We start from the raw sequence: 20801 nt of genomic DNA on the forward strand, positions 1-20801 counted from the left end.
CTCATGATCGAACTTCGCCACCTCCGCACGCTCATCGCCCTACGCGAAACCGGCTCGCTGGTCGAAGCCGCCGAGCGCGTTCATCTCACCCAGTCGGCGCTGTCGCACCAGTTGAAAGATCTGGAGGGGCGCGTGGGCAATGCGCTGTTTCTGCGCAAGACCCGTCCGGTGTCGTTCACCCGTGCGGGCATGCGCCTACTGGCGCTGGCCGATCAGATCCTGCCCGAGGTGCGCCGCGCCGAGCGCGATTTGGCCCGCCTTTCCGGCGCCGAGCAGGGGCGGCTGCACATGGCCATCGAGTGCCACAGCTGCTTTCAGTGGCTGATGCCCACGGTCGACTACTTTCGTAATCACTGGCCGGAGATCGAGATCGACATTCCAAGCGGGCACCATTTCGACCCGCTGCAGGGACTCGCGCGCGAGCAGCTCGATTTGGTCATCACCGCCGATCCGCAGCCACTGGACGGCATTCACTACGCGCCGCTCTTTCGCTACGAGGGACTGCTCGCCGTGGCCAAACAGCATCCTTTCGCCAAGCGCGCCTTCGTTACCCCCGACGCCCTTGCCGACCAAACGCTGATCACCTACCCGGTAGAGCAGACCCGACTGGACGTTTTTACCCAGTTTCTCAACCCGGCCAACGTCTACCCTCAAGAAATCCGCACCGCTGAGCTGACCATCATGATGATGCAGCTGGTCGCCAGCGGCCGCGGCGTTTGCGCCCTGCCCAACTGGGCGCTGACCGAGTATCTGGAGCGCGACTACGTTAGCGCCGTCAAACTCGGTGAAAACGGCATCTGGAGTACGCTCTACGCTGCCATCCGCCAGGAGACCCGCGATACCACCTGGATGCAGGATTTTCTACGCACCGCGCAGGAGACTTCCTTTGCCGTGCTTTCGGGTATCAAACCTGCGACTCACGACGGGGAATCAGCAGCGTAAAGCGCGCTCCACCAAGGCTTGGGCTACGGTCGACGGTGACGCTGCCACCGTGGGCTGCCATGATTTTATGCACGATGGAGAGCCCCAGGCCATAGCCACCGGAGCTACGCGCCCGACTGTCATCGAGGCGCGAGAAGGGTTTGAAGATATAGTTACGCGACTCCGGCGGCACGCCCGGCCCGTCATCCTCGACGTCGATCCGCACCAGATGCGGCTCGTCGACCAGTTGAATCTGAACCCGTGACTTGCCGTAACGGCAGGCGTTGCTGACTAGGTTTTGTAGTGCCCGCTGCAGATGGCGCGGCTCGGCGAGCAGCTCGATTTCGGGGCTCGGCAGCAGTTCAAGCGTAAGATCGGCGTGCAGCGGGGAAAGCGTATCGATGACCCGTTCGGCCATCGTGCGGCACTCGATCAGCGCGGTTTCGAGCTCGGCACCGTTGATCGTCTCACCGCCCAGGCGTGCGTAGGTCAAAATCTCGTCGACCAGCTCGTCAAGCTCGGCGATATCGCCATCGATGCCCTGCAGTTGGCGCCGGATCGCGGGCTGATCGGTCATGTCCTCGACCATCTGCACGGCGAAGCGAATCCGCGCCACCGGGGTACGCAGCTCGTGGGAGACGGCGCGAATCATCTCCTGCTGGCCGCGTAACAGGCTCTGTACCTGGCTCGCCATGCCGTTGAAGGCAAGCCCTAGGCGCCCCAGGAAGTCGCTACTCTCAACCTTCACCCGCGTTTCCAGCCGCCCGCTGGCAATCCGCGTGGCCGCCAGCTCCAGACGCGCCATGCGGCCTTCGATCGAGCGCATGATCAAATAGATGGTCAACGCCAGCAGCAGCATCAAGCCGATCAACAGCGGCAAATGCAGGTTGGCAGGCAGGGTATCGCCCCGGGTGATAGGGCCAGCTTGGAGCCAGCCCGAGCCGTCGGGCAGCCGGTAGAGCAGCACTACCGCTAGGCGATCAGCAAGCAGCCGCGTCACCACCTCATTACGATTGAGCTGCATATGCTGCTCGGCGGTGAGGCCATCCGGAAGGTTCTGGCGCAGCGCTACCGGCCAGCTACCGGGGCGCAATGAGGAAAGAAAAGTGGCGCGCTCTTCAGCGGACTTGTCGATCAGGCACTCGCCGAGCAGTTTGACGCTGGCGAACCACTGCCGCTCGCTCCACTCGCTCAAGCTTGCCCGCAGCACCAGCGACTCCCCCGGCAGGCGCTGCTGGAGCTGCCAGGGGCTTTCGCTGACGAGTAGGCTGCCGCGCTCGAGCCGCGCGCGGGAGAAGAAGCCGATATCGCTATCGTCGAGGGGCAGTAGCATCAACGACATGTCGAGCTCTTCGGCGAAGCGGCTCAATTGGTCGCTGCGCGCCTCGGCGGGAAGGCTTGAAAGCTGCTGGGTCATCAGCGACATGGGAAGCGCCGCGAGCTGTTCGCGGTAGTCTTCGCGGCGTACCTGTTCGAGAAAGCTACGCCCGCCAAGAGCAATGGCAAAGATGGCGAACAGCGCCAAACCAAGCAAAAGGTAGAAGCGCAAAAAAGCGCCGTGTCCGAGCATCTGTCGCATGGGTGAGGGTGTCCGCTCTCTTTTTAGCACTCTTTGACGAACAGATATCCCTTGCTACGTACGGTCTTGATCCGGTGGGGCTGGTTGGGGTCATCGCCGATCTTGGGACGAATACGCGATACGCGTACGTCGATAGAGCGATCCTGACCGTCGTACTTGATACCACGCAGATCGCTAAAGATCTCTTCGCGGGTTAGCACGCGCCCGGCGTTACTCGCCAGTAGCCAAAGCAGATCGAATTCGGCGCTGGTGAGATCGATGCGTTCACCTGAAAGCCAAGCCTCGCGCGTGGCACTGTCGATCTCCAGATTGTCGAAGTTCAAACGCATCTGGCCATCCGGCGCGGGGCCCTCGGCGCGGCGCAGCAGCGCGCGCATGCGCGCCAGGAGCACGCGCGGCTGCACGGGCTTGGGCACATAGTCGTCGGCGCCCATTTCGAGTCCCAGCACCTGATCGAGATCATCGGTGCGCGCGGTAAGCATCATGATCGGGCCAGCAAAGTTGGGGCGAACGCGGCGGCAGATGGCCAAACCGTCCTCCCCTGGCAGCATCAGATCCAAAATGACCAGGTCCGGCTGCAGCGTGAGAATACAATCGACACCCTTGGCGCCGTCGGCCTCCAAGGTCACCTGAAAACCGTTGGCTTCGAGGTAGTCGCGAGTCAGCTCGGCCAGACGTTGGTCGTCTTCGATGATCAGTACGTGATCCTGGTCGGCTGCATCAAGCGTCACGGCGTCCTGAGTGCCGTGCGACTGAATCTGTTGTTCCAAGTGGTCCACCATCCTGTTTAACCCCCTCTTGAGCCCATATCGTCCTGCCCGATCCTTGGAGTACCGCCGGGCCTGATGTTACAGAGGATACCTCAAAACCACCACGGCACCCTGCGTTGAACGCTTCTCTTTTGCTTGGACGCTGTTTCATAGCCAGTTGTTCATCGCCAGGGGCTTAGTGCCACTTGATTCTTATATCGCTCGGCGCTACTGTGGTGCCGCTTACTGTCGACAATCTGACAGGTGACGGTGACAGGAGACCAATGTCATGACCACTAGCAACGGCAAGAGCGTGATCAAACGTGTTTACGTGCCTACTCAGGTGCGCGATTTACCCAATGGCGAAAAGCTGAAAATTCCTGGCCACTACAAATCTCCGCCCGAAGATAGCGAAGCCTAAACGCGTATCGCTGAGTCTCTTTACACCCCCTTCTATTTTTTATGGGCGCGTGAAGAGGAGACAGAGGCTGATGAGTAGGTGTCAACGACAAGGCAGGCCCTAGGGCCTGCCTTGTCGTTGTTAGCGTTTGGCGTTTATTCGCTATCCTTTAGGTCCGAACAAGAGCCAAGCAATTAAACCGACCAGCGGGAAGAACAGCAGTACGAGAATCCAAATGAGCTTGGCAAGGCCGCTTGCCGTGCTCTTGGCTACTTTAACCACTGCCCAGATGATGATGACGAGCCAGATAAGACCGAACAAACCACCGACTTCGATACCCATAACAACTTCCTTTGCATTGGTTTCCTTGAACTTTCAGCTAAGCACAAAGCTAAGAAATCGCAAGCTTTTAACCTTCGTCGGGCACGCTCAAGCGCATCTCGCCACCTTGAATCTTGATATCGAGAAGGTTGAGAAAACTCATACCCAAAAGCACTTTGTCATCGTGCATACCCGGGCTTAGCGAGCCCTGAACGTTCTCAATACGAATACCGCCCAGTGATACTTCGTCGAGCTGCGTCAATGCTCCCTCAACCCGCCCATTGGCGGTGTTGAACCACGCCACGCGCCCCGGTGTGAGCCCAAGCGTTTCGGCCATATGCGAGGGAATCGCTACGTAGGTAGCGCCGGTATCGAGAAGAAAATCGACGGGTTCGCCGTTGATCCGGCCCGGCGCCTCATAGTGCCCCGAACGATTGCGCCTTAGCGTGATCGGCTCGCCCTGAGAGGCGCTGACGATATGCGCATTGGGACTCATGAGCTTGTCGAAGCCGCCATCGATCAGCCAAGTGCCCGCGCCTATCAGCAGCACCCAGAAAACCACCATTCCCACGATACCGCCACGCTGTTTGCTCATCGGCTCCCTCCGCATCTAGGCGCGCTCCTGGCGCCAGGCAAGCGCGGCGGCACGGCCACGTTGTTCGTCGACGCGCCAGCAGATGGCCATGGCCACCGCAAAGAGCGCTACGCATAGAAGGATAGACGCTTGTAGCCCAACGAGCGTTTGCAGCACGCCAAGTGCCACGATACCGAAGACCCCGGCAAGCTTGTTGGCAAGCCCCCAAAAGCCGAAAAACTCCGCCGACTTCGCCAACGGCGAGAAGAGCCCCACCAGCGCCCGGCTGGCTGACTGGCTCGAGCCCAAGCTAAGCCCCGCCAGGCAGCCAACGACGAGAAACACGTACTGCGCCTGCCATGCCCAGCCCATGCGCGCATTGGCCAAGGCGGTCACCTCGGGCGTGGCCCAGATGGCCAGAATCGCCAGAATCCACAGCCCCAGCGTCACCTGATAGGTGCGCTTGGCGCCGACGCGATCCTGAATCCAACCAAAGCCGATGGCCCCGGCGGCGGCGGTGATCTGTACGATGACGAACATGATATTGCGCACGCCCGCCTCCCAGCCAATCACCTGAGCGCCATAAATGAACGCGAAGGCGATGATGATATAGACCCCCGCCATGGAGAAAAGCAGCGAGACCAGAAAGACCGTCAGATCCTTGAAGTGACGCAGCTCGGCAGCGGTACCCAACAGCTGAGCCTTGGCGATCTTGAGGTAGCCCTTCTGACTCGGCGTGGGAGTGCCCCGCTCCTTAAGCCAAAGGAAGGTAGGGATGGCCGCCAAGAGGAAAAAGCCCGCCGCAAACGGCCCCACCCAGCGAATACGCTCGAAGTTTTCCGCCGTCGCTTCGCCTAACACCACCAAGGTGAAGCCTGCCGCACAGAGCCCGCCCACGTAGCCCAGCGCCCAGCCAAAACCAGAAATCTTGCCCAGCGACTCGGGCGGGCCGAGCTCAGGCAAAAAGGCGGCGATGAAGGACTCCCCCATCGAGTAGGCGTAGTTGGAGATAACGATGAGCAAAAGCCCCAACACCACATAGCCAGGGGCAACGAAGTAGAGCATTGCCGTGGTGAACACCGTGGCCAGATAGCTGAAAAACAGAAAGCGCTTCTTCTCGGCGCGGTAATCCATCACCGCACCGCATAAAGGGGCGGTAATCACCACCAGCAGGTAGCTGATAGCCAGCGCCAGGCTCCAGAGGAAATTGGCCAGACGAAAGCCATCGTTGCGATCCCCCACGACCACCGTCGTGAAAAGCTCGCCGAACACCACGGTGATGATCAGCAGGGTGTAAGCCTGATTGGCGAAGTCGAACATGGCCCAGCCGAATATTTCGCGGCGTGAGGCGTAGGCAGGTTGGGAAGCGGTCACCGTCATGGCTCGTTTACGGCTCTCTTAAAGGCGTTCGTACGCGAAACGCCAAGCCTAGCAGGTCGGCGACGGCCAGTGCCATCGCCGAGTAGCCAAGGACTTAGAATACCCAGTGGGCGATGACCGCCGAGATACCGATCACCAACGCCGTGACCACCGCAACGGTGACCACGGTATCGAGCCAGCGATCCAGCCAACGCTCGAAGGTTGGCTCTTTGGATGTTTTAGGCTGTCTTCGCGTCGCTCCATGACGCCCTTGACGCGCCATCACACACTACACTCCATAGCGCTAAGCTCCTTGCTGGTTAAGCGCCTTGCTCGTGATGGCGCGAAAGCGCCACCTAGCGATTGATACGGCGATTGATCACATTGGGTGCGCGGCGCAGGCGCTCCTCCTCACCCAGATGCTCGGCTTCGAAGGCATCCGCACCCACCGGCGTTTCACCGTGGCGGCGGTAGAGCTGGGTCAACATCGCCTTGCGGTCGGCACGTAGCTCGCGTACCAGCACGAACACCATCAAGTAGAGGATGAAGGTAAACGGCAGCGCCGACAGCACTGCGGCCGATTGTAGCCCAGTCAGCCCCCCGGCTACGATAAGCGTCAAACAAATGGCGGCGATCAGCATGCCCCAAATGATGCGCTTGTAGAGCGGCGGGTTGATCGAACCGTTATCGGTCATCTGGGCCACGATGTAAGAAGCAGAGTCTGCCGACGTAACCAGGAAGATGAAGATCAGCATCATCGAAACCACCGACAAAACGCCCGAGAACGGCATCAAGTCGTACATGGAGAATAGCGCTACGGTAATGTTGTCCTTGGTCGCCTGCGCCAAGCCAACATTGTCTCCGCTGAGCTCGAAATTCAGCGCCGTAGCGCCGAAGATGCCAATCCACAAGCAGGCTAGCAGCGGCGGTACGACCAGTACGCCAAAAACGTACTCTTTGATGGTACGACCACGCGAAACGCGGGCAATGAAGGTGCCCACGAAAGGCGACCAGGCGATGACCCAAGCCCAGTAGAATAGCGTCCACTCACCGGCCCAGACGTTGTCCTGGAAGGGCACGATGCGCAGGCTCATACCAATGAAGTTCTGCAGGTAGTCACCGATACCAAGGGTAATGGTCTCGAGGATCACCAGCGTCGGGCCGGTCACCAGTACGTAGGCCATGAGGAACAGACACAGCGCCAGATTGAGGTTGGAGAGGCGCTGGATGCCTTTATCCAGCCCTGACCAGGTCGATAGCATGTAGGCGCAGAACATGGTGAAGAGGATGATGAACTGCCACCAGCCGTTTTCGGGAATCCCGAACACCGCATTCAAGCCACCGTTCATCTGCAAGACGCCAAGCCCGAGCGACGTCGCAACCCCCATGACCGTTGCCACGACGGCAAACACATCAAGCCAGGAGGCGTAAGGGCGCACGCGCGGATACTTGGCCGTCACCGAAGAGAGCACTGAGGAGACCAGACCAGGCTGACCCTTACGGAACTGAAAGTAGGCGATGATCAACCCCACCACCGAGAACGCGGCCCACTGATGAATGCCCCAGTTGAAGTAGCTGTACTGAATGGCGTAGCGGGCAGCGGCCTCGGTCTCGCCGGGCATGTCGCCGTAAGGAGGTTCGAGGTAGTGGCGCATGGGCTCGGCCATGCCGTAGAACACCAGCCCCACGCCAAACCCTGCAGCCAGCAACATACTGACCCAGGAGAAAAAGCTGTAGTTGGGGGTGCTGTCCTGCGGTCCTAGCCGCACCTTACCGTACTTACCGAAAGCGAGCACGAGCAGAAAGATGACGAAACCGAACACCGAAAAGAGGTAGAACCAGCCAAAGACCCGCGTAACGGTTTCGAGTGCAGCAACGGCTGCGTTGCCAAACGCTTCTTGAAAAAACGCTCCCACCATCACTAGCGCAAAGATAATCAGCGCCGAGGCGATGAAAACGGTCTTGCCTCCATGATTCGTCATATAACCATCCTGTTATATCGAGTGAACGCATTTGTGATGCGAATACGTAAAAAATCGTAACATCGCTGCGCTTTTTCTGCATAGTTGCCCTACTTAACCTTAGCGGGTAAATAGAATTTCGGAACTCCCGTCCTGCCCATCACTCGAAGTGGCAGACGTTTACTTGGAGGCGATATGCCCAATACCGACTGGGAACGCAAAAACGCAGCTTGGCAAGCCGCCAGTCAGTGGCGCGCCCGCGCCACCCAAACCCAAGCCACCGGCCTTGCCGGTGCGCTCAAGCTGCTGCTTGCCTGGGTGATCTTTGGCGCACTATTGATCATTAGCGTGGTGCTTGGAGTTTTCTTACTGCTTTTGGGGCTGATCATGATGCCCTTCGTGCGCTACAAGATGAAAAAGCGCATGGAGCAAATGCGTGCCGAGCGTGCCCAGGATATCGGCGGCGGTGCGGCGCATAACCGCGACCGCTACGACGGCACGCACGCACGTTCACCCCATGATGTCCTCGAAGGCAGCTACGAAGTAAAAACGGAGGAAATGCAACAGGACGACAACCGTCGCAAATAAGCCACCACACAGCCTAAACAGCCTAAATAGGCGGGTGTAACCAGGTGAAGGCCGCTGCCAGTGTCAGCGGCATGACCACCAGACTGCCGACGTTGCCGATCAATACCAGCGAGGCCACCCGGTGTGGCGAGAGCTTGTACTGCTCGGCCACTAGGTAGTTGAGCACTGCCGGAGGCAGCGCAGCGAATACCAACAGGACCGCTGACTGGAGCGTATCGAGCGGCAGCCACCACAGAAGCGGCAACGCAATGACGAGCCCCGACAGTGGGCAGAGAAGCGCCCCCAGAAGCCCGGTGCGCCACTCTTTGAAGTCGATCTCCAATAAGCGTACACCCAGCGCAAAGAGCATTAGCGGAATGCACACCCCGCCCAGCATGTGCATGGCCTCGACCAGCCAGCCTGGCAGCGGAATGCCCGTGACGTTAACGCCAAGTCCCGTCAAGCTCGCCGCAACGATCGGCATGCGCATTAATCGCCTAAGCGAGGTGCGGGGGTCGATCATGTAGAGCCCCACCGAAAAGTGCAGCAGCATCTCGACGATGAACACCACCACCGCCGCTGGTAGCGCCTCGGGCCCAAAGGCCAGCACCAGCAGCGGCACACCCATATTGCCGGTGTTGTTGAACATCATCGGCGGCAGAAACACCTTGGACGAAAGCCCAAGCCAGCGCACTAGCGGCCATAGCACCACGCCCGACCCCAGCACCACCAGCGCCGCCCCCGTGGCAAGCCAAGCGTAATCGCCGAGCGGAGCCTGACGATCTGCCAACACGGCGAACACCAACAGCGGCACGAACAGTTCCATGTTGAGCGTATTGAGGCTGCGAATATCGGGCTTGCGAAAGCGACCATAGAGCGCGCCGCACCCGGAAATGAGAAACACCGGCAGCAAGGTGCCGAGCAGACTGGCTAACATGATGGCGCGTGCACGAAAACTCCAAGGAACGACCGTTCGGACACAGCGATCCTAACGGCCCTCATGTGTCGAGAAAACGCTGCCAAAGTCGCACGACGGCGCCGCGCTCGGCCTCGAACGCCGCCGAACTCGCCATCGCTTTCTCGCCGGTTAGCGCTGCACGATGGATAGCATGGCGGTAAGCCAGATAGGCATTACGCAAATGCTCGGCCTCGTCGTCGGGTAAATAGCCGCTTGCCGCCAAGGCATCGAGAATGCGCATGTTGTCGCTGTAGGTGGTCAAGGAGGGCGCCTCGTGCGAGAGCGCCAACACCGCGTATTGGCAGAGAAACTCGATATCGACCACACCTCCGGCGTCGTGCTTAAGATCGAAGGCGCCGCTGGGCGCCTTGCCGCCGAGGTGGTCGCGCATCTTCTGGCGCATCGCCACCACGTCCTGGCGCAGCGCGCCTCGCTCACGCGGACGGGTAAGGATTTCGTGGCGCACGCGAGCAAACGTCTGCGCTAGCCGCTCGCTCCCCGCCACCACGCGCGCGCGTACCAACGCCTGATGCTCCCAGGTCCAGGCGTGCTGGCGCTGGTAGTCGGCAAAGGCGCTAAGCGAGGTCACCAAGAGACCCGCGCTCCCCGAGGGGCGCAGGCGCATATCGACCTCGTAGAGGCTACCCGCAGGCGTCACTGCGGTGAGCAGATGAATGATGCGCTGCCCAAGCCGGGTGAAAAACACCGGCGTATCGATCGGCCGAGGGCCGTCGGTCACGCCCGTCGACGGACTATCGTGCAAGAACACCAGATCAAGATCGGAGCCATAGCCAAGCTCGATACCGCCAAGCTTGCCGTAGCCGACGATCAAGAAGTCGGGGCGTCGAGCGTCCAGCCCTTCGGGCACGCCGTGCTTGGCCGCCACGCTCTTCCACGCCATCGCCAGCACGGCGTCGAGCACCACCTCGGCAATGTAGGTCAGGTAGTCGCTAACGTTCATCAGCTTGCGCGTACCGGCGATATCCGAGGCCGCCACGTGCAGCGTCTGGGCGTGTTTGAATACCCTTAGCGCTTCGAGCTGTGCCTCTTCGTCGTCCTCGGGCAGGCGGTTGAGCGCTTGGCGCAGTTCGTCTTCGAGCCGCTGCCGGTCGGCCGGGGTGTAAAGCGACGCGGGCGTCAGCAACTCGTCCAGCAGGATCGGGTAGCGCGCCAGCTGCGCCGCAATCCAGGGGCTTGCCTCGCACAGCCGCATGAGATGTTCGAGGGCCTGCGGGTTCTCGCGCAGAAGCGCCAAGTAGGCGGTGCGTCGTAGCACCGCCTCGATGAGCGGCTGCACCCGGGTAAGCGCCACCTCCGGCGCCGGATGGCAGGCGGCTGCTTCGAGTAGAAGCGGCATCAGCGCATCCAGACGCTCGAAGCCGATTCGCTGCATGCCCTGCACTGCGCGCGAACGGTAAAGCTCGGTAATGCGTTTGAAGGCGGCCTCGGGGTTGGGAAAGCCCGCGTCGCGCAACAGCGGCTCGGCCTCGTCGAGCTCCATTTCACCGCGCCACAGATAGCGCCACTGCGCCAAGCGCGCAGGTGGCGTCTGTGCCTGCTCGGGGGCCTCCTCTTCGGGAGCAGCAATCACCGCATCGAAGTGGCGCCGCACGCGGGCGCGCACCTCGTCTAGCCGGGCCATCAGCTGCGCCCAGTCAGAGGTATCCAGGGCCAGCGCCACGCGCGCCTGATCGAGCGGCTCGCCTGGCAGCGTCTGGGTCTGGCGGTCCTCCAGCGCCTGGAGGGCGTGTTCGAGATCGCGCAGAAAGGCGTAGTCGGGCAGCAGTTCATCCACGACGCTTTGCGGCAGTAATTCGAGCTCGGGCAGACGCACGAGCGCCTGACGCAGCGAAGTGACCTGAAGCTCGGTATCGCGGCCGCCGCGGATCAGCTGAAACGCCTGAACGATGAACTCGACCTCGCGAATGCCGCCAGGGCCGAGCTTGATGTTGCCCTGCATGCCCTTGCGCTTTACCTCGCGATTGATCATCTCCTTGAGTTCGCGCAGCGACTCGATGGCGCCGAAATCGAGATAGCGCCGATAGACAAACGGTTTGAGCGTGGTCAGAAGCTCGCGCCCTGCTTCCAGATCGCCCGCCACTGGGCGCGCCTTGAGCATGGCATAGCGCTCCCACTCGCGGCCCTGGTCCTGATAGTAGCCTGCCAGCGCCTGGAAACTACCGACCAGCGGCCCACCGTCGCCCAAGGGGCGCAGGCGCATGTCGACCCGAAAGGCAAAGCCATCGGCGGTCATGGCGTCTAGCGCGGCAATCAGTCGCTGGCCGACCTTGGTGAAATACTCCTGATGTTCGAGCGCCGTGCGCCCGCCCGTGGTATTGCCCTTTTCCGGATAAGCGAAGATGAGATCGATATCCGACGACAGATTGAGCTCACCGGCGCCCAGCTTGCCCATGCCGAGCACCACCAGGCGCTGCGGCGTACCGTCGCTGCGCGGCGCGGGCGCCCCCCAGCGTGGCGCCACCGAGCGCTCGATCCAGCCAAGCGCGGCGTCGAGGCAGAGTTCGGCGAGTTCGGAAACCGCCGCCGCCGTTGCCCACATGCCACTTTCGCGCCCGCCCGCCTCGGCTTTGTCGGTGCGGTTGATATCGCGCCAGACGATGCCGAGCATGCGCGCACGACGAAAGCGGCGCAGTTCGCGCTGAAGCCCGGCGTCGTCATCGACGTCGGCAAGCGCCTGGTCAAGCCACGCGGCCTGGGTGTCACGGCTAGGGGCTTGGTCGAGCTCGCCTTGGTCTTCGAGCAGTTCGAGCCACTGGGGATAGCGCGCCAGCGTATCCAGGGCAAAGCGCGACACGGCAAGTACCCGAACCAAGGCCTCCAGGCGCGCGGCAGAAAGCGTTCGCCACGCCGCCGAAGGCAGCACCTTGCCGGTCATCGAGGCGACGTTGTCGGCCTGCTCAAGCGCCTCGCTAAGGCGCTGCCAGGCGTTTTCGGTCGCCGACTTGAGCGACGCTGGCAGCGTCGTGAACGGCAACGGTACGTCGATTAACGGCATGGCGACTCTCCTTGGTGGGCGCTTAGGTCAGCCGAAAAACTTTTGCCAGCCTAGCAGGCCCCAGGTCAACCCGGCGAGTATCAGCGAAAGCATGACCGCCGCCGAGCCAATGTCCTTGGCCCGCCCGGAGAGCTCGTGGTGTTCGGTGCCGATGCGGTCCACCACGTTCTCGATCGCGCTATTGAGCAGCTCGACGATCAGCACGAAAAAGCAGCTGCCGACCAGCATCAGCCAACTGATCGGCCCTTCGCCGATCCACCACGCCAGCGGCAGCAGTACGGCGGTGAGCGCCACCTCCTGACGAAAGGCCGTTTCGTTACGAAACGCCGCCTTGAGGCCCTTGAGCGAGTAGCGCGTCGAGTAGGCCAAGTGGGTAAAGCCGGTATGCTCGGGTTTCATTGCGTGCCTCAGGCGGTGAACGGTGGTGTCAGTTGGCCAGAATCATGGCATCCATATCCAGCGACAGCGGGTCGAGCACTTCCGACCAGCTGAGGTAAGGCGTACTGCTCGTGCCGTTGACCAGCACGCTAAACACGCCCCAGCGCCCCTGCGCGGTGCGAAAGTAACCGCCCAGTGCGCGCACAGTAACGGGCTGATTGAGCGTGCCGGTCTTGATCATGACGCTGTTCTGGAAGGTGGAGGAGCCACGGCGAATGAAGCGCATGACGCCGTTGGCAGGCGACTGAAAGGCCGCCACGTAGCTTGGAAACAGCGCCGTGCGATGAAACATCTCCTCCAGCAGCACGGTAACGCCGTGCGCCGAGGTGCTGTTTTCCGTGGTCAATCCGCTCCCGCTATAGAGTGTGACCGGCCCATGGCCGGGGAACTGGGAGACGAAGTTTTCGATTTCCGCCCCCGCTTGGCGTAGCTGGGCCTGTGGTCCGTCGACCAGGTTCAGCGCCAGCATGTCGGCCATGTAGTTGTTGGAGTAGTTCATCAAGCGCAGCAGGATTTCCTGCAGCGGCTGACCATCGACGGCGGCCAGGCGCTGGGCGCTGCTCGGCGGGCGCGTCGAGCTGACCTGCCAGGGCTGGCTGACCGCCACGCCCGCCTGATTCAGCATGCTGGAAATGACCTCAGCGCTCGCCTCGGCGGCATCGCTCACGCCGCGATAGACATCGCGCGCAGCGGCGTTGGTGGAGATCTGGCCGCTAACGCGCAGAACGTCGCCGCGCTCGTCGGTGATGCGCTCGGCGCTGATCTCGGTGCCGCTGTTGGCCGGGCGCGTCACCACCTGGTTGTCGATGGTGATCATCGAGGTCTGGCCGTCGCACAGCGTTACGCGGGCAGGCTCTCCGGCTGCACTTGGCGCCACCGTGGCGCACCAGTTGCCAAAGTTGACTCCCGCCGATGAGAGCGGCGCGCTATAGGCGTTGGTGACCCGCTGCTGGGCATTACAGCGGTCGCTGGTAATACAGGTGACCGGACCAAAGCGCCACTGGCTCACCACCAGGCTGCCCTCGACACGATGCACCCCGGCCTGCTGCAATCGCTGTACCAGACGCCAGAGATTCTCCGTGGTCAGGCTCGGGTCGCCGCCACCCTCGAACACCAAGTCGCCATAGAGAACGCCCTCCTGCACCGAGCCTGAGGTGACGAACTGGCTGGTGAAGCGGTGCTGGGGACCAAAGCGATCGAGCGTTGCGGCAGCAAGGTAGGCTTTGGTCACAGAGGCAGGCGTAAGCTCGCGCTCGGCATCGATGCTGGCCAGCACTTCCCCGCTATCGAGCATGCGCGCTTCGGCGCTGATGGCAAACCCTTGGTTTTGCAGTGCGCCCAAGCGGGCGAAATCGGCCCAAGCGCTGGCACTTGTCAGGGCCAAACACGCTGCGATCCCCACCTGCGTCAGGCCGCGCGCTAAACGCCCTTTTCCAGGCGCCACTGCCAAACGCCCTGCTGCTGCCCACTGCATCGTCACCATATTGCCCTGTATTCCTCTTCGCTGCTCGCTTGAATCGTTCATGGGTACGTCTTGTGTTCGAGCGCAACGCGCAGACGCCAAAGCGTTTGCCCGCTGCGGTGATATTTGGCTTCGAAGGGCGTCAAAAAGCTCCCTTCGGGCTCGAAGCGCCCCCACGTGGGCTCGTTTGCCGTTGCCCACTGCACCGCCTGGGCGAACTCTTCGACATAAAGCGCCCAATTGGAGCGCAGCTCCAGCGCCCCACCCAAGGCCAACAGGGTAGGGAAGACCGGATGCCCGTGCCAGCGCATCTTGAGGTGCGACGCCTTGGGGTAGGGGTTGGGGTAAAGCAGGTAGTGACGTTCGGGCGCCCACGCCGCCGCGTGGGCCAGACGCCAAAAATCGACCAGATCGGCGCGCACCAGCAGGGCGTTATCGGGCAGTGCACCGTGCTCGCGCTCGAGGCGCGCTTCGCTACGATCCACGCCAATCACGCTGTGTTCGGGAAAGCACGTCGCCAGCGCCCGCGTCGATAGCCCTACTCCGCAACCGGCATCGAGGATCAGGGGCGCGCGGCGGGCACCGAGCCAGGCGTTGGCCGCCTCGAAGGCGCGCTGGGTATGCGCGGCCACCGGTTTTTGCAACGGTGTAGCCAGCGCCCGGCGAACGCGCTTTTCGACGTCGCGATGGGGGCCTGGCTGGTTGGAGGTCACAGGGCGTGAAGTGTGATGCATGCAGGATTCACTAAAGGGGATGGCGCTAAAAGAGCATGATTCTATCAGTCCTTCAGCGTTGCGGCATGACGCCGTTGCGTGCCCGGTGCTATGATCCCACCACTTGATGTAGGATGCGCCATCGCCCTGCGCGTGCGCACGGTCATCACCGTCTTTGTCACCACCGCACCACGAGGAACCCGGCTTGCCACACTTACCGGTGATCGTCGGCATGGGCGGCGTCAGTCCGGCCGGCAGAACCTCGGGCCATCAGGCCTTTCGCCGCACCGTTCTAGATGCCCTACCCGCTGACCAGCAGCGCCAGACCATCGAGAGTCTGGCGGCGCTCATGCGCCTGATCGAACCCGGCGACGCCACAGCGCTCAGTGCCGAGGCGCTGCGCGAGCGGGTACTCAAGCACACCCTGATTCGTCGCAACGAAGACCCGCGCTTTCTCGCCGAGGGCATTCCCGCCAACCGTCAGGCAAGCCTTGTATTCGCCGAGCCGCTGCGCTTTCGCGTCAAGCGCCGCCAGTTGCCCGACCGCTTGCCCCACGACTGGCAGGTGAGAGAGATCGACGCCCGCCAGGTCGAGGTCACCCTGCCTGCGGGCACGCTCGACGTGCTATTACCCGACGCTCAGACGGCCAAGGTGAGCACGGCCGCTCAGCTCCCTAGCGGGTTCGAGCCAGCCAGCCTCTACCGCAGCGTGCACCATCCGCGCGGCCTCGCCATGGCGATTTTCGCCGCCAGCGACTGTCTGGAGGCCAGTGGCCTCGAGTGGGAGCAGATTCGTCAGCAGCTCGATCCTGATTTGATCGGCGTCTATGCGGGCAACTCCATCGGCCAGATGGACGACGAGGGCTGGGGGGGGCTGCTCAAGAGCTTCGCCAGCGGCAATCGCGCCACCTCCAAGCAGATGCCGCTCGGCTATGGCCAGATGCCCGCCGACTTTCTCAACGCCTACGTGCTCGGTAGCGTAGGTAGCACGGGTGCTGCACTAGGCGCCTGCGCCTCGTTTCTCTACAACCTGCGCCTGGGCGTCGAGGACATTCGCGCTGGGCGTCGCCGCGTGGTCATGGTGGGTACCAGCGACGCCCCCATCACACCTGAGATCATCGAGGGTTTTCGGGTCATGGGGGCGCTTGCCGACGACGCCAGCCTCAAGGCGCTCGATGCGCTGGAGCTGCTCACCGACGCCGATTATCAGCGCGCTTGCCGCCCCTTTGCGCTCAACTGCGGCTTCACCATGGCCGAGGCGAGCCAGTTCGTGCTGCTAATGGACGACGCCCTGGCGCTCGAACTCGGCGCCGAGATTCTCGGAGCTGTGCCCGACGTCTTCGTCAACGCCGACGGCTTCAAGCGCTCGATTTCGGCCCCCGGCATCGGCAACTACCTAACGCTCGGCAAAGCCACGGCGCTGGTGCGCGATATGCTCGGCGAACGCGCGCTGAAGACGCGCACCTACCTGCACGCCCACGGCACCAGCACGCCCAAGAACCGGGTGACCGAGTCCCACGTGTTCGACGAGATCGCCCGCGCTCACGACCTGCACGACTGGCCGGTGGTGGCGATCAAGGCGTTCATCGGCCACTCGCAGGGCACCGCGGCGGGGGATCAGGTAGTGAGTGCTCTGAGCGGCTTCGCCCACGATCTGCTACCGGGCATCCCCACGCTCGACGCGGTGGCCGACGACGTCTACGCCGAACGTCTGCGCTTCTCGCAAACGCCGATGGCGTTCAAGGCCGATGCCTCTTTCATCAACGCCAAGGGCTTTGGCGGCAACAACGCCACCGGTGTGCTGCTCTCGCCCAGCGTGACCGAGCGCCTGCTAGCCCAGCGCCACGGCCAGGCAGCCCTTAGCGTCTGGAAAACCAAGCGCGAAGGCGTACGCGAGCGCGCTGCGGCCTATTTGAGCGCAGCCGACAAAGGTCACTATGCACCACGCTATCAGTTCGGCGAGTCGGTGCTCGAAGGCCCCGAGCTCGATATTCACGCCGATCGCATCCATATTCCGGGCTACGCCCAGCCGGTATCGATGAAAGTGGCCAATCCTTTCGGCCGCTTGGAGGAGGAGTCGTGAGCACCGTTGCCGTCTACCCTGGCACTTTCGACCCTGTGACCAACGGCCACGTCGACATCATCGAGCGTGCCTCACGGCTTTTTGATCGTATCGTCGTCGCCGTGGCGGCGAGCCCTGGCAAGCGCCCTCTGCTCGATATCGAGGAGCGCACCGCGCTCATCACCAAGGTCACAGGCGCGCTGCCCAACGTCAGCGTAGTGGGGTTTTCGGGGCTGCTCACCACCTTGATGCGTGAGCAGCAGGCAACGATCATCGTGCGCGGGCTGCGCGCAGCTTCGGACTTCGAGTACGAGCTGCAGCTGGCCAACATGAACCGGGCGCAAAACCCCGAGCTCGATAGCGTCTTTCTGACTCCGGCGGTAGAGAACTCTTACATCTCCTCGACCATCGTGCGTGAGATCGCCAAGCTCGGCGGCGACGTCTCCAAGCTGGTGCATCCCGAGGTCGCAAGCGCCCTGCAACGCCACTACACTACCTAGAACCTCTATTGTTGAGTAAAATAGTCGGAAATCGGTTGACGCCGATTTTCGAATCCGCCAGCTACCGCGAGGTCTCTCCATGTCGCTCATGATTACCGACGAGTGCATCAACTGCGACGTCTGCGAACCCGAATGCCCCAACGACGCCATTTCGCCCGGTGAGGAGATCTATATCATCGACCCGGCGCGATGTACCGAGTGCGTGGGCCACTACGACGAGCCTCAGTGCCAGCAGGTGTGTCCGGTCGACTGCATTCCGCTCGACCCGGAGCGCCAGGAGACGCATGACCAGCTAATGGAGAAATACCGCATCATCACCGCTGCGTGAGCACGCTCCCCGCAACGACCACGACGACGCAGCAACGCGTTTGGGCGCTCGCCTGGCCGATCATTCTCTCCAACGTCACCGTACCGCTGCTGGGTTTGGTCGACACGGCCGTGGTGGGCCACCTGCCCGATTCGCGCTATTTGGCTGGCGTGACCCTAGGGGCAACGCTGTTCGGTTTTCTCTACTGGGGCTTTGGCTTTCTGCGTATGGGCACCACCGGGCTCGTGGCCCAGGCAATGGGGCGCGAAGCTCACAGCGACGTACGCAACCTGCTTGGCCAGTCGCTGATCATGGCGCTTCTCATCGGCGTTTTATTGATCCTGTTCGGCTCACCGCTCGTCTCGCTCGGCCTCACCCTGCTCGACGGCAGCGAAGCGGCCACGCCGTTGGCGCGCGAATACGCCGAGATACGCCTCTGGTCGGCCCCGGCGGTGCTCGCCAACTACGCCATCCTGGGCTGGTTTCTGGGCCAGCAAAACGCCCGCGTCACGCTAATGATTCTGGTGCTGACCAATAGCGTCAACATCGTGCTCGACATTGTCTTCGTGGTCGGCTTGGGCATGACCAGTAACGGCGTGGCGCTCGCCAGCGTAATCGCCGACTACGCTGCGCTGCTTTTCGGGGCGGTACTGGTAATGCGCCAACTGGGACACTTGCAGGGACACTTCCAGCGTCAGCGCCTCATCGCCCTCTCCGCCTATCAGGCCCTTTTTAGCGTCAATGCGCACCTGTTCGTACGCACCTTGGGGCTTTTGTTCGCGACCGCCTTCTTCACTGCGCAAGGCGCGCGCCAGGGCGATACGCTGCTGGCTGCCAACGCCGTGCTGCTGCAGTTCATCTTGCTCACGAGTTACGCCTTGGACGGCTTTGCTCACGCCGCCGAATCTTTGGTGGGTCGCGCCTTCGGCCGTCGCGACTGGCGCGAGTTCGCCACTACGGTGAAAAGCGTCGCCCGCTTCTCGTTCTGGACCGCACTATGCGCGGCTATAGTATTCGCGCTGGGCGGCAACGCCCTGATCGCCCTGCTCACCGGGCTCAGTGAGGTACGCGAGGCGGCAGCCCACTTCTTACCCTGGATCGTACTGCTGCCGCTGGTAGCGGTGGTTAGCTATCTGCTCGATGGCGTTTTCATCGGCGCGACCGCCGTGCGCGAGATGCGTAACAGTATCTTCATTGGCCTGACCGCCTACCTTCCCGCTTGGTGGCTCACTCAAGGTTTCGGCAACCACGGCCTGTGGTTTGCCTTTAGCCTGTTCATGCTGGTTCGCTCCGCGACGCTGGTCGTCTATTACCGCCATTACCGCCGCCACTATTGGCATTGATACTGATTATGGCGTTGACGCCCAAGGTGGCGTTTTCGCTCGTCTGAGCTAACGTGAGGCGGTGGGGAACACGACCAAGAGCGAACTGCGCCCGGCGCCGCGCGCCCTTATAGTGGCCAACAAGGAGCGCGCCTTGGTGCGCGACTGCCTACCGTTTATGACACCGAGCGAGCCACTGCCATGCTAAAAACGATATCGAAGCCAGCGGTCAAGCTGGTCGAGCGCTACTTGCCGGACCCTTATATTTTCGTGCTGCTGTTGACCCTCGTGGCCGCCGTGGCGGCGATTGCCATCGAGCGTCAATCGCCGCTGGACGTGCTGCGCATGTGGGGCGACGGCTTCTGGGGGCTGTTGAATTTCTCCATGCAGATGCTGCTGGTACTGGTGACCGGTTTCATCCTGGCAAGCTCGCCGCCAGTCAAGCGCCTGCTTCAACGCCTGGCCGCTACCGCCAAGAGCCCGGGTGGTGCCATCGTGCTGGTCACCTTGGTGTCGCTCGCCGCCAGCTGGATCAACTGGGGCTTTGGGCTCGTGGTGGGCGCGCTGTTCGCCAAGGAGCTCGCGCGCCTTGTGCGGGTCGACTATCGCCTGCTGGTCGCTAGCGCCTACTCTGGCTTTGTGGTGTGGCACGGCGGGCTCGCCGGTTCGGTGCCGCTCACCATCGCCACTGAAGGCCACTTCGCCGCCGATCAGATCGGCGTGATCGGCACCGGTTCGACCATTTTCGCCTTCTTCAATCTCGCCATCGTTGTCTGCTTGTTCGTCGCCGTACCGCTGGTCAACCGCCTGATGCTGCCGGACGCCAAGGATAGCGTCTACGTCGATGCCAGCCTCCTGGACGACGCTCCCGAGACGCAAGGGCGGATTACCCGCCCGGCGGAGCGACTGGAGAATAGCCTGACGCTTTCGCTGCTGGTCGGCGTGCCGGGGCTGCTGTTTCTGCTCGACCACTTCTTCCTGCGTGGCGGCGGGCTGAACCTCAACGTGGTCAACTTCATGTTCTTGTTCCTCGCCATCGTGCTCCACCGCACGCCGCGCAGCCTGCTCAATAGCTTGAACGAGGCGATCAAAGGCGGTGCCGGGATCGTCATCCAGTTCCCCTTCTACGCCGGTATTATGGCGATCATGATCCAGTCAGGGCTTGCTGAGAGCATGTCGGCGTGGCTGGTGTCGTTTGCCACCGAAACCTCGCTACCCTTCTGGACCTTCATCAGCGCCGGTATCGTCAACCTGTTCGTGCCCTCCGGCGGCGGTCAGTGGGCGGTGCAGGCGCCGGTCATGCTGCCTGCAGCCGAGGCGCTCGGCGCCGATATATCCCGCGTCGCCATGGCAGTTGCTTGGGGCGATGCCTGGACCAACCTGCTCCAGCCCTTCTGGGCGCTGCCGGTGCTCGCCATCGCCGGGCTCAAGGCCAAGGACATCATGGGCTTTTGCTTGATCCAGCTGTTCGTCACCGGGGTGATCATTTCGGTGGGCCTGGTTTGGTTCTGAACGTAGAATCGACTTACCTAGCTGCGACGGCCCACTTTGGTGGGCCGTCGCGTGTCACGCAAAGACACCCGATAAGGAAC

General features: G+C 62.1%; 20 protein-coding genes. 8 read left to right on the top strand and 12 right to left on the bottom strand.

Features of this window, described 5'->3' with window-relative positions:
• The first annotated feature begins 3 nt into the window (after nucleotides 1–3).
• Nucleotides 4–942 carry a LysR family transcriptional regulator gene (locus LLY24_RS16680; protein ID WP_259037442.1) on the top strand — a complete coding sequence of 313 codons (939 nt, stop codon included), beginning with the start codon at nucleotides 4–6 and terminating at the stop codon, nucleotides 940–942.
• On the opposite strand, the gene LLY24_RS16685 is transcribed toward LLY24_RS16680, so the two are convergent.
• Both LLY24_RS16685 and LLY24_RS16690 read right to left on the bottom strand, forming a co-directional pair.
• The gene (locus LLY24_RS16685; RefSeq protein ID WP_259037443.1) at nucleotides 905–2500 is read right to left on the bottom strand and encodes an ATP-binding protein; all 1596 of its coding nucleotides are present in this window, start codon (nucleotides 2498–2500) and stop codon (nucleotides 905–907) included. The genes LLY24_RS16680 and LLY24_RS16685 overlap by 38 nt on opposite strands.
• Before the next feature lie 23 nt (nucleotides 2501–2523).
• Complete coding sequence (locus LLY24_RS16690) at nucleotides 2524–3282, bottom strand: winged helix-turn-helix domain-containing protein (protein ID WP_259037444.1); 759 nt, start codon at nucleotides 3280–3282, stop codon at nucleotides 2524–2526.
• A 256-nt stretch (nucleotides 3283–3538) separates the two neighbouring features.
• On the opposite strand from LLY24_RS16690, the gene LLY24_RS16695 reads away from it, so the two are divergent.
• Nucleotides 3539–3670 carry a hypothetical protein gene (locus tag LLY24_RS16695; protein ID WP_259037445.1) on the top strand — a complete coding sequence of 44 codons (132 nt, stop codon included), beginning with the start codon at nucleotides 3539–3541 and terminating at the stop codon, nucleotides 3668–3670.
• 141 nt (nucleotides 3671–3811) lie between these two features.
• On the opposite strand, the gene LLY24_RS16700 is transcribed toward LLY24_RS16695, so the two are convergent.
• From LLY24_RS16700 to LLY24_RS16720, 5 genes are all read right to left on the bottom strand, one after another.
• Nucleotides 3812–3991, bottom strand: a complete 180-nt coding sequence (locus LLY24_RS16700; RefSeq protein WP_259037446.1) for a PLDc N-terminal domain-containing protein — start codon at nucleotides 3989–3991, stop codon at nucleotides 3812–3814.
• 67 nt (nucleotides 3992–4058) lie between these two features.
• Nucleotides 4059–4565 carry a retropepsin-like aspartic protease family protein gene (locus tag LLY24_RS16705; RefSeq protein WP_259037447.1) on the bottom strand — a complete coding sequence of 169 codons (507 nt, stop codon included), beginning with the start codon at nucleotides 4563–4565 and terminating at the stop codon, nucleotides 4059–4061.
• Between the two features lie 15 nt (nucleotides 4566–4580).
• Nucleotides 4581–5864: an MFS transporter gene (locus LLY24_RS16710; protein WP_427854576.1), complete on the bottom strand. Its 1284-nt coding sequence runs from the start codon at nucleotides 5862–5864 to the stop codon at nucleotides 4581–4583.
• Nucleotides 5865–6018: 154 nt separating this feature from the next.
• Nucleotides 6019–6186, bottom strand: coding sequence for a hypothetical protein (locus tag LLY24_RS16715; RefSeq protein ID WP_259037449.1), 168 nt, complete (start codon nucleotides 6184–6186; stop codon nucleotides 6019–6021).
• A 73-nt stretch (nucleotides 6187–6259) separates the two neighbouring features.
• Entirely contained in the window at nucleotides 6260–7885 is a 1626-nt protein-coding gene (locus LLY24_RS16720) for a BCCT family transporter (protein ID WP_259037450.1), read from the bottom strand.
• 174 nt (nucleotides 7886–8059) lie between these two features.
• Between LLY24_RS16720 and LLY24_RS16725 the strand changes: the two genes are divergently transcribed.
• Entirely contained in the window at nucleotides 8060–8452 is a 393-nt protein-coding gene (locus tag LLY24_RS16725) for a hypothetical protein (protein WP_259037451.1), read from the top strand.
• Between the two features lie 22 nt (nucleotides 8453–8474).
• On the opposite strand, the gene LLY24_RS16730 is transcribed toward LLY24_RS16725, so the two are convergent.
• The 5 genes from LLY24_RS16730 to trmB all read right to left on the bottom strand — a co-directional run bounded on the left by LLY24_RS16730 (nucleotide 8475) and on the right by trmB (nucleotide 15039).
• Entirely contained in the window at nucleotides 8475–9368 is an 894-nt protein-coding gene (locus LLY24_RS16730) for an AEC family transporter (RefSeq protein WP_259037452.1), read from the bottom strand.
• A 61-nt stretch (nucleotides 9369–9429) separates the two neighbouring features.
• Nucleotides 9430–12405 carry a bifunctional [glutamate--ammonia ligase]-adenylyl-L-tyrosine phosphorylase/[glutamate--ammonia-ligase] adenylyltransferase gene (gene glnE, locus LLY24_RS16735; RefSeq protein ID WP_259037453.1) on the bottom strand — a complete coding sequence of 992 codons (2976 nt, stop codon included), beginning with the start codon at nucleotides 12403–12405 and terminating at the stop codon, nucleotides 9430–9432.
• A 27-nt stretch (nucleotides 12406–12432) separates the two neighbouring features.
• On the bottom strand, nucleotides 12433–12804 hold the full coding sequence (locus LLY24_RS16740; protein WP_259037454.1) for a diacylglycerol kinase: 372 nt from the start codon (nucleotides 12802–12804) through the stop codon (nucleotides 12433–12435).
• Between the two features lie 28 nt (nucleotides 12805–12832).
• Complete coding sequence (gene dacB, locus LLY24_RS16745) at nucleotides 12833–14368, bottom strand: D-alanyl-D-alanine carboxypeptidase/D-alanyl-D-alanine endopeptidase (RefSeq protein ID WP_259037455.1); 1536 nt, start codon at nucleotides 14366–14368, stop codon at nucleotides 12833–12835.
• Nucleotides 14365–15039 carry a tRNA (guanine(46)-N(7))-methyltransferase TrmB gene (gene trmB / locus LLY24_RS16750; RefSeq protein ID WP_259037456.1) on the bottom strand — a complete coding sequence of 225 codons (675 nt, stop codon included), beginning with the start codon at nucleotides 15037–15039 and terminating at the stop codon, nucleotides 14365–14367. Before trmB ends, dacB begins: the two co-directional genes overlap by 4 nt.
• Nucleotides 15040–15250: 211 nt before the next feature.
• Here trmB and LLY24_RS16755 point away from each other — a divergent pair, with 211 nt between their 5' ends.
• The 5 genes from LLY24_RS16755 to LLY24_RS16775 all read left to right on the top strand — a co-directional run bounded on the left by LLY24_RS16755 (nucleotide 15251) and on the right by LLY24_RS16775 (nucleotide 20721).
• Nucleotides 15251–17101 (top strand): beta-ketoacyl synthase, encoded by a 1851-nt coding sequence (locus LLY24_RS16755; RefSeq protein WP_259037578.1) that lies wholly within the window; start codon nucleotides 15251–15253, stop codon nucleotides 17099–17101.
• A complete protein-coding gene (gene coaD / locus LLY24_RS16760) occupies nucleotides 17098–17580 on the top strand; it encodes a pantetheine-phosphate adenylyltransferase (RefSeq protein ID WP_259037457.1) in 483 nt (160 codons plus the stop codon). Before LLY24_RS16755 ends, coaD begins: the two co-directional genes overlap by 4 nt.
• 79 nt (nucleotides 17581–17659) lie before the next feature.
• A complete protein-coding gene (locus tag LLY24_RS16765; protein ID WP_259037458.1) occupies nucleotides 17660–17908 on the top strand; it encodes a YfhL family 4Fe-4S dicluster ferredoxin in 249 nt (82 codons plus the stop codon).
• Nucleotides 17905–19230 carry an MATE family efflux transporter gene (locus LLY24_RS16770; protein WP_259037459.1) on the top strand — a complete coding sequence of 442 codons (1326 nt, stop codon included), beginning with the start codon at nucleotides 17905–17907 and terminating at the stop codon, nucleotides 19228–19230. Before LLY24_RS16765 ends, LLY24_RS16770 begins: the two co-directional genes overlap by 4 nt.
• A 180-nt stretch (nucleotides 19231–19410) precedes the next feature.
• Nucleotides 19411–20721 (top strand): short-chain fatty acid transporter, encoded by a 1311-nt coding sequence (locus tag LLY24_RS16775; RefSeq protein ID WP_259037460.1) that lies wholly within the window; start codon nucleotides 19411–19413, stop codon nucleotides 20719–20721.
• The last annotated feature ends 80 nt before the right edge of the window (nucleotides 20722–20801 follow it).

Origin of the sequence: Halomonas dongshanensis, from assembly GCF_024790395.1 — a bacterium.
In the GTDB taxonomy this organism is placed as follows: domain Bacteria; phylum Pseudomonadota; class Gammaproteobacteria; order Pseudomonadales; family Halomonadaceae; genus Vreelandella; species Vreelandella dongshanensis.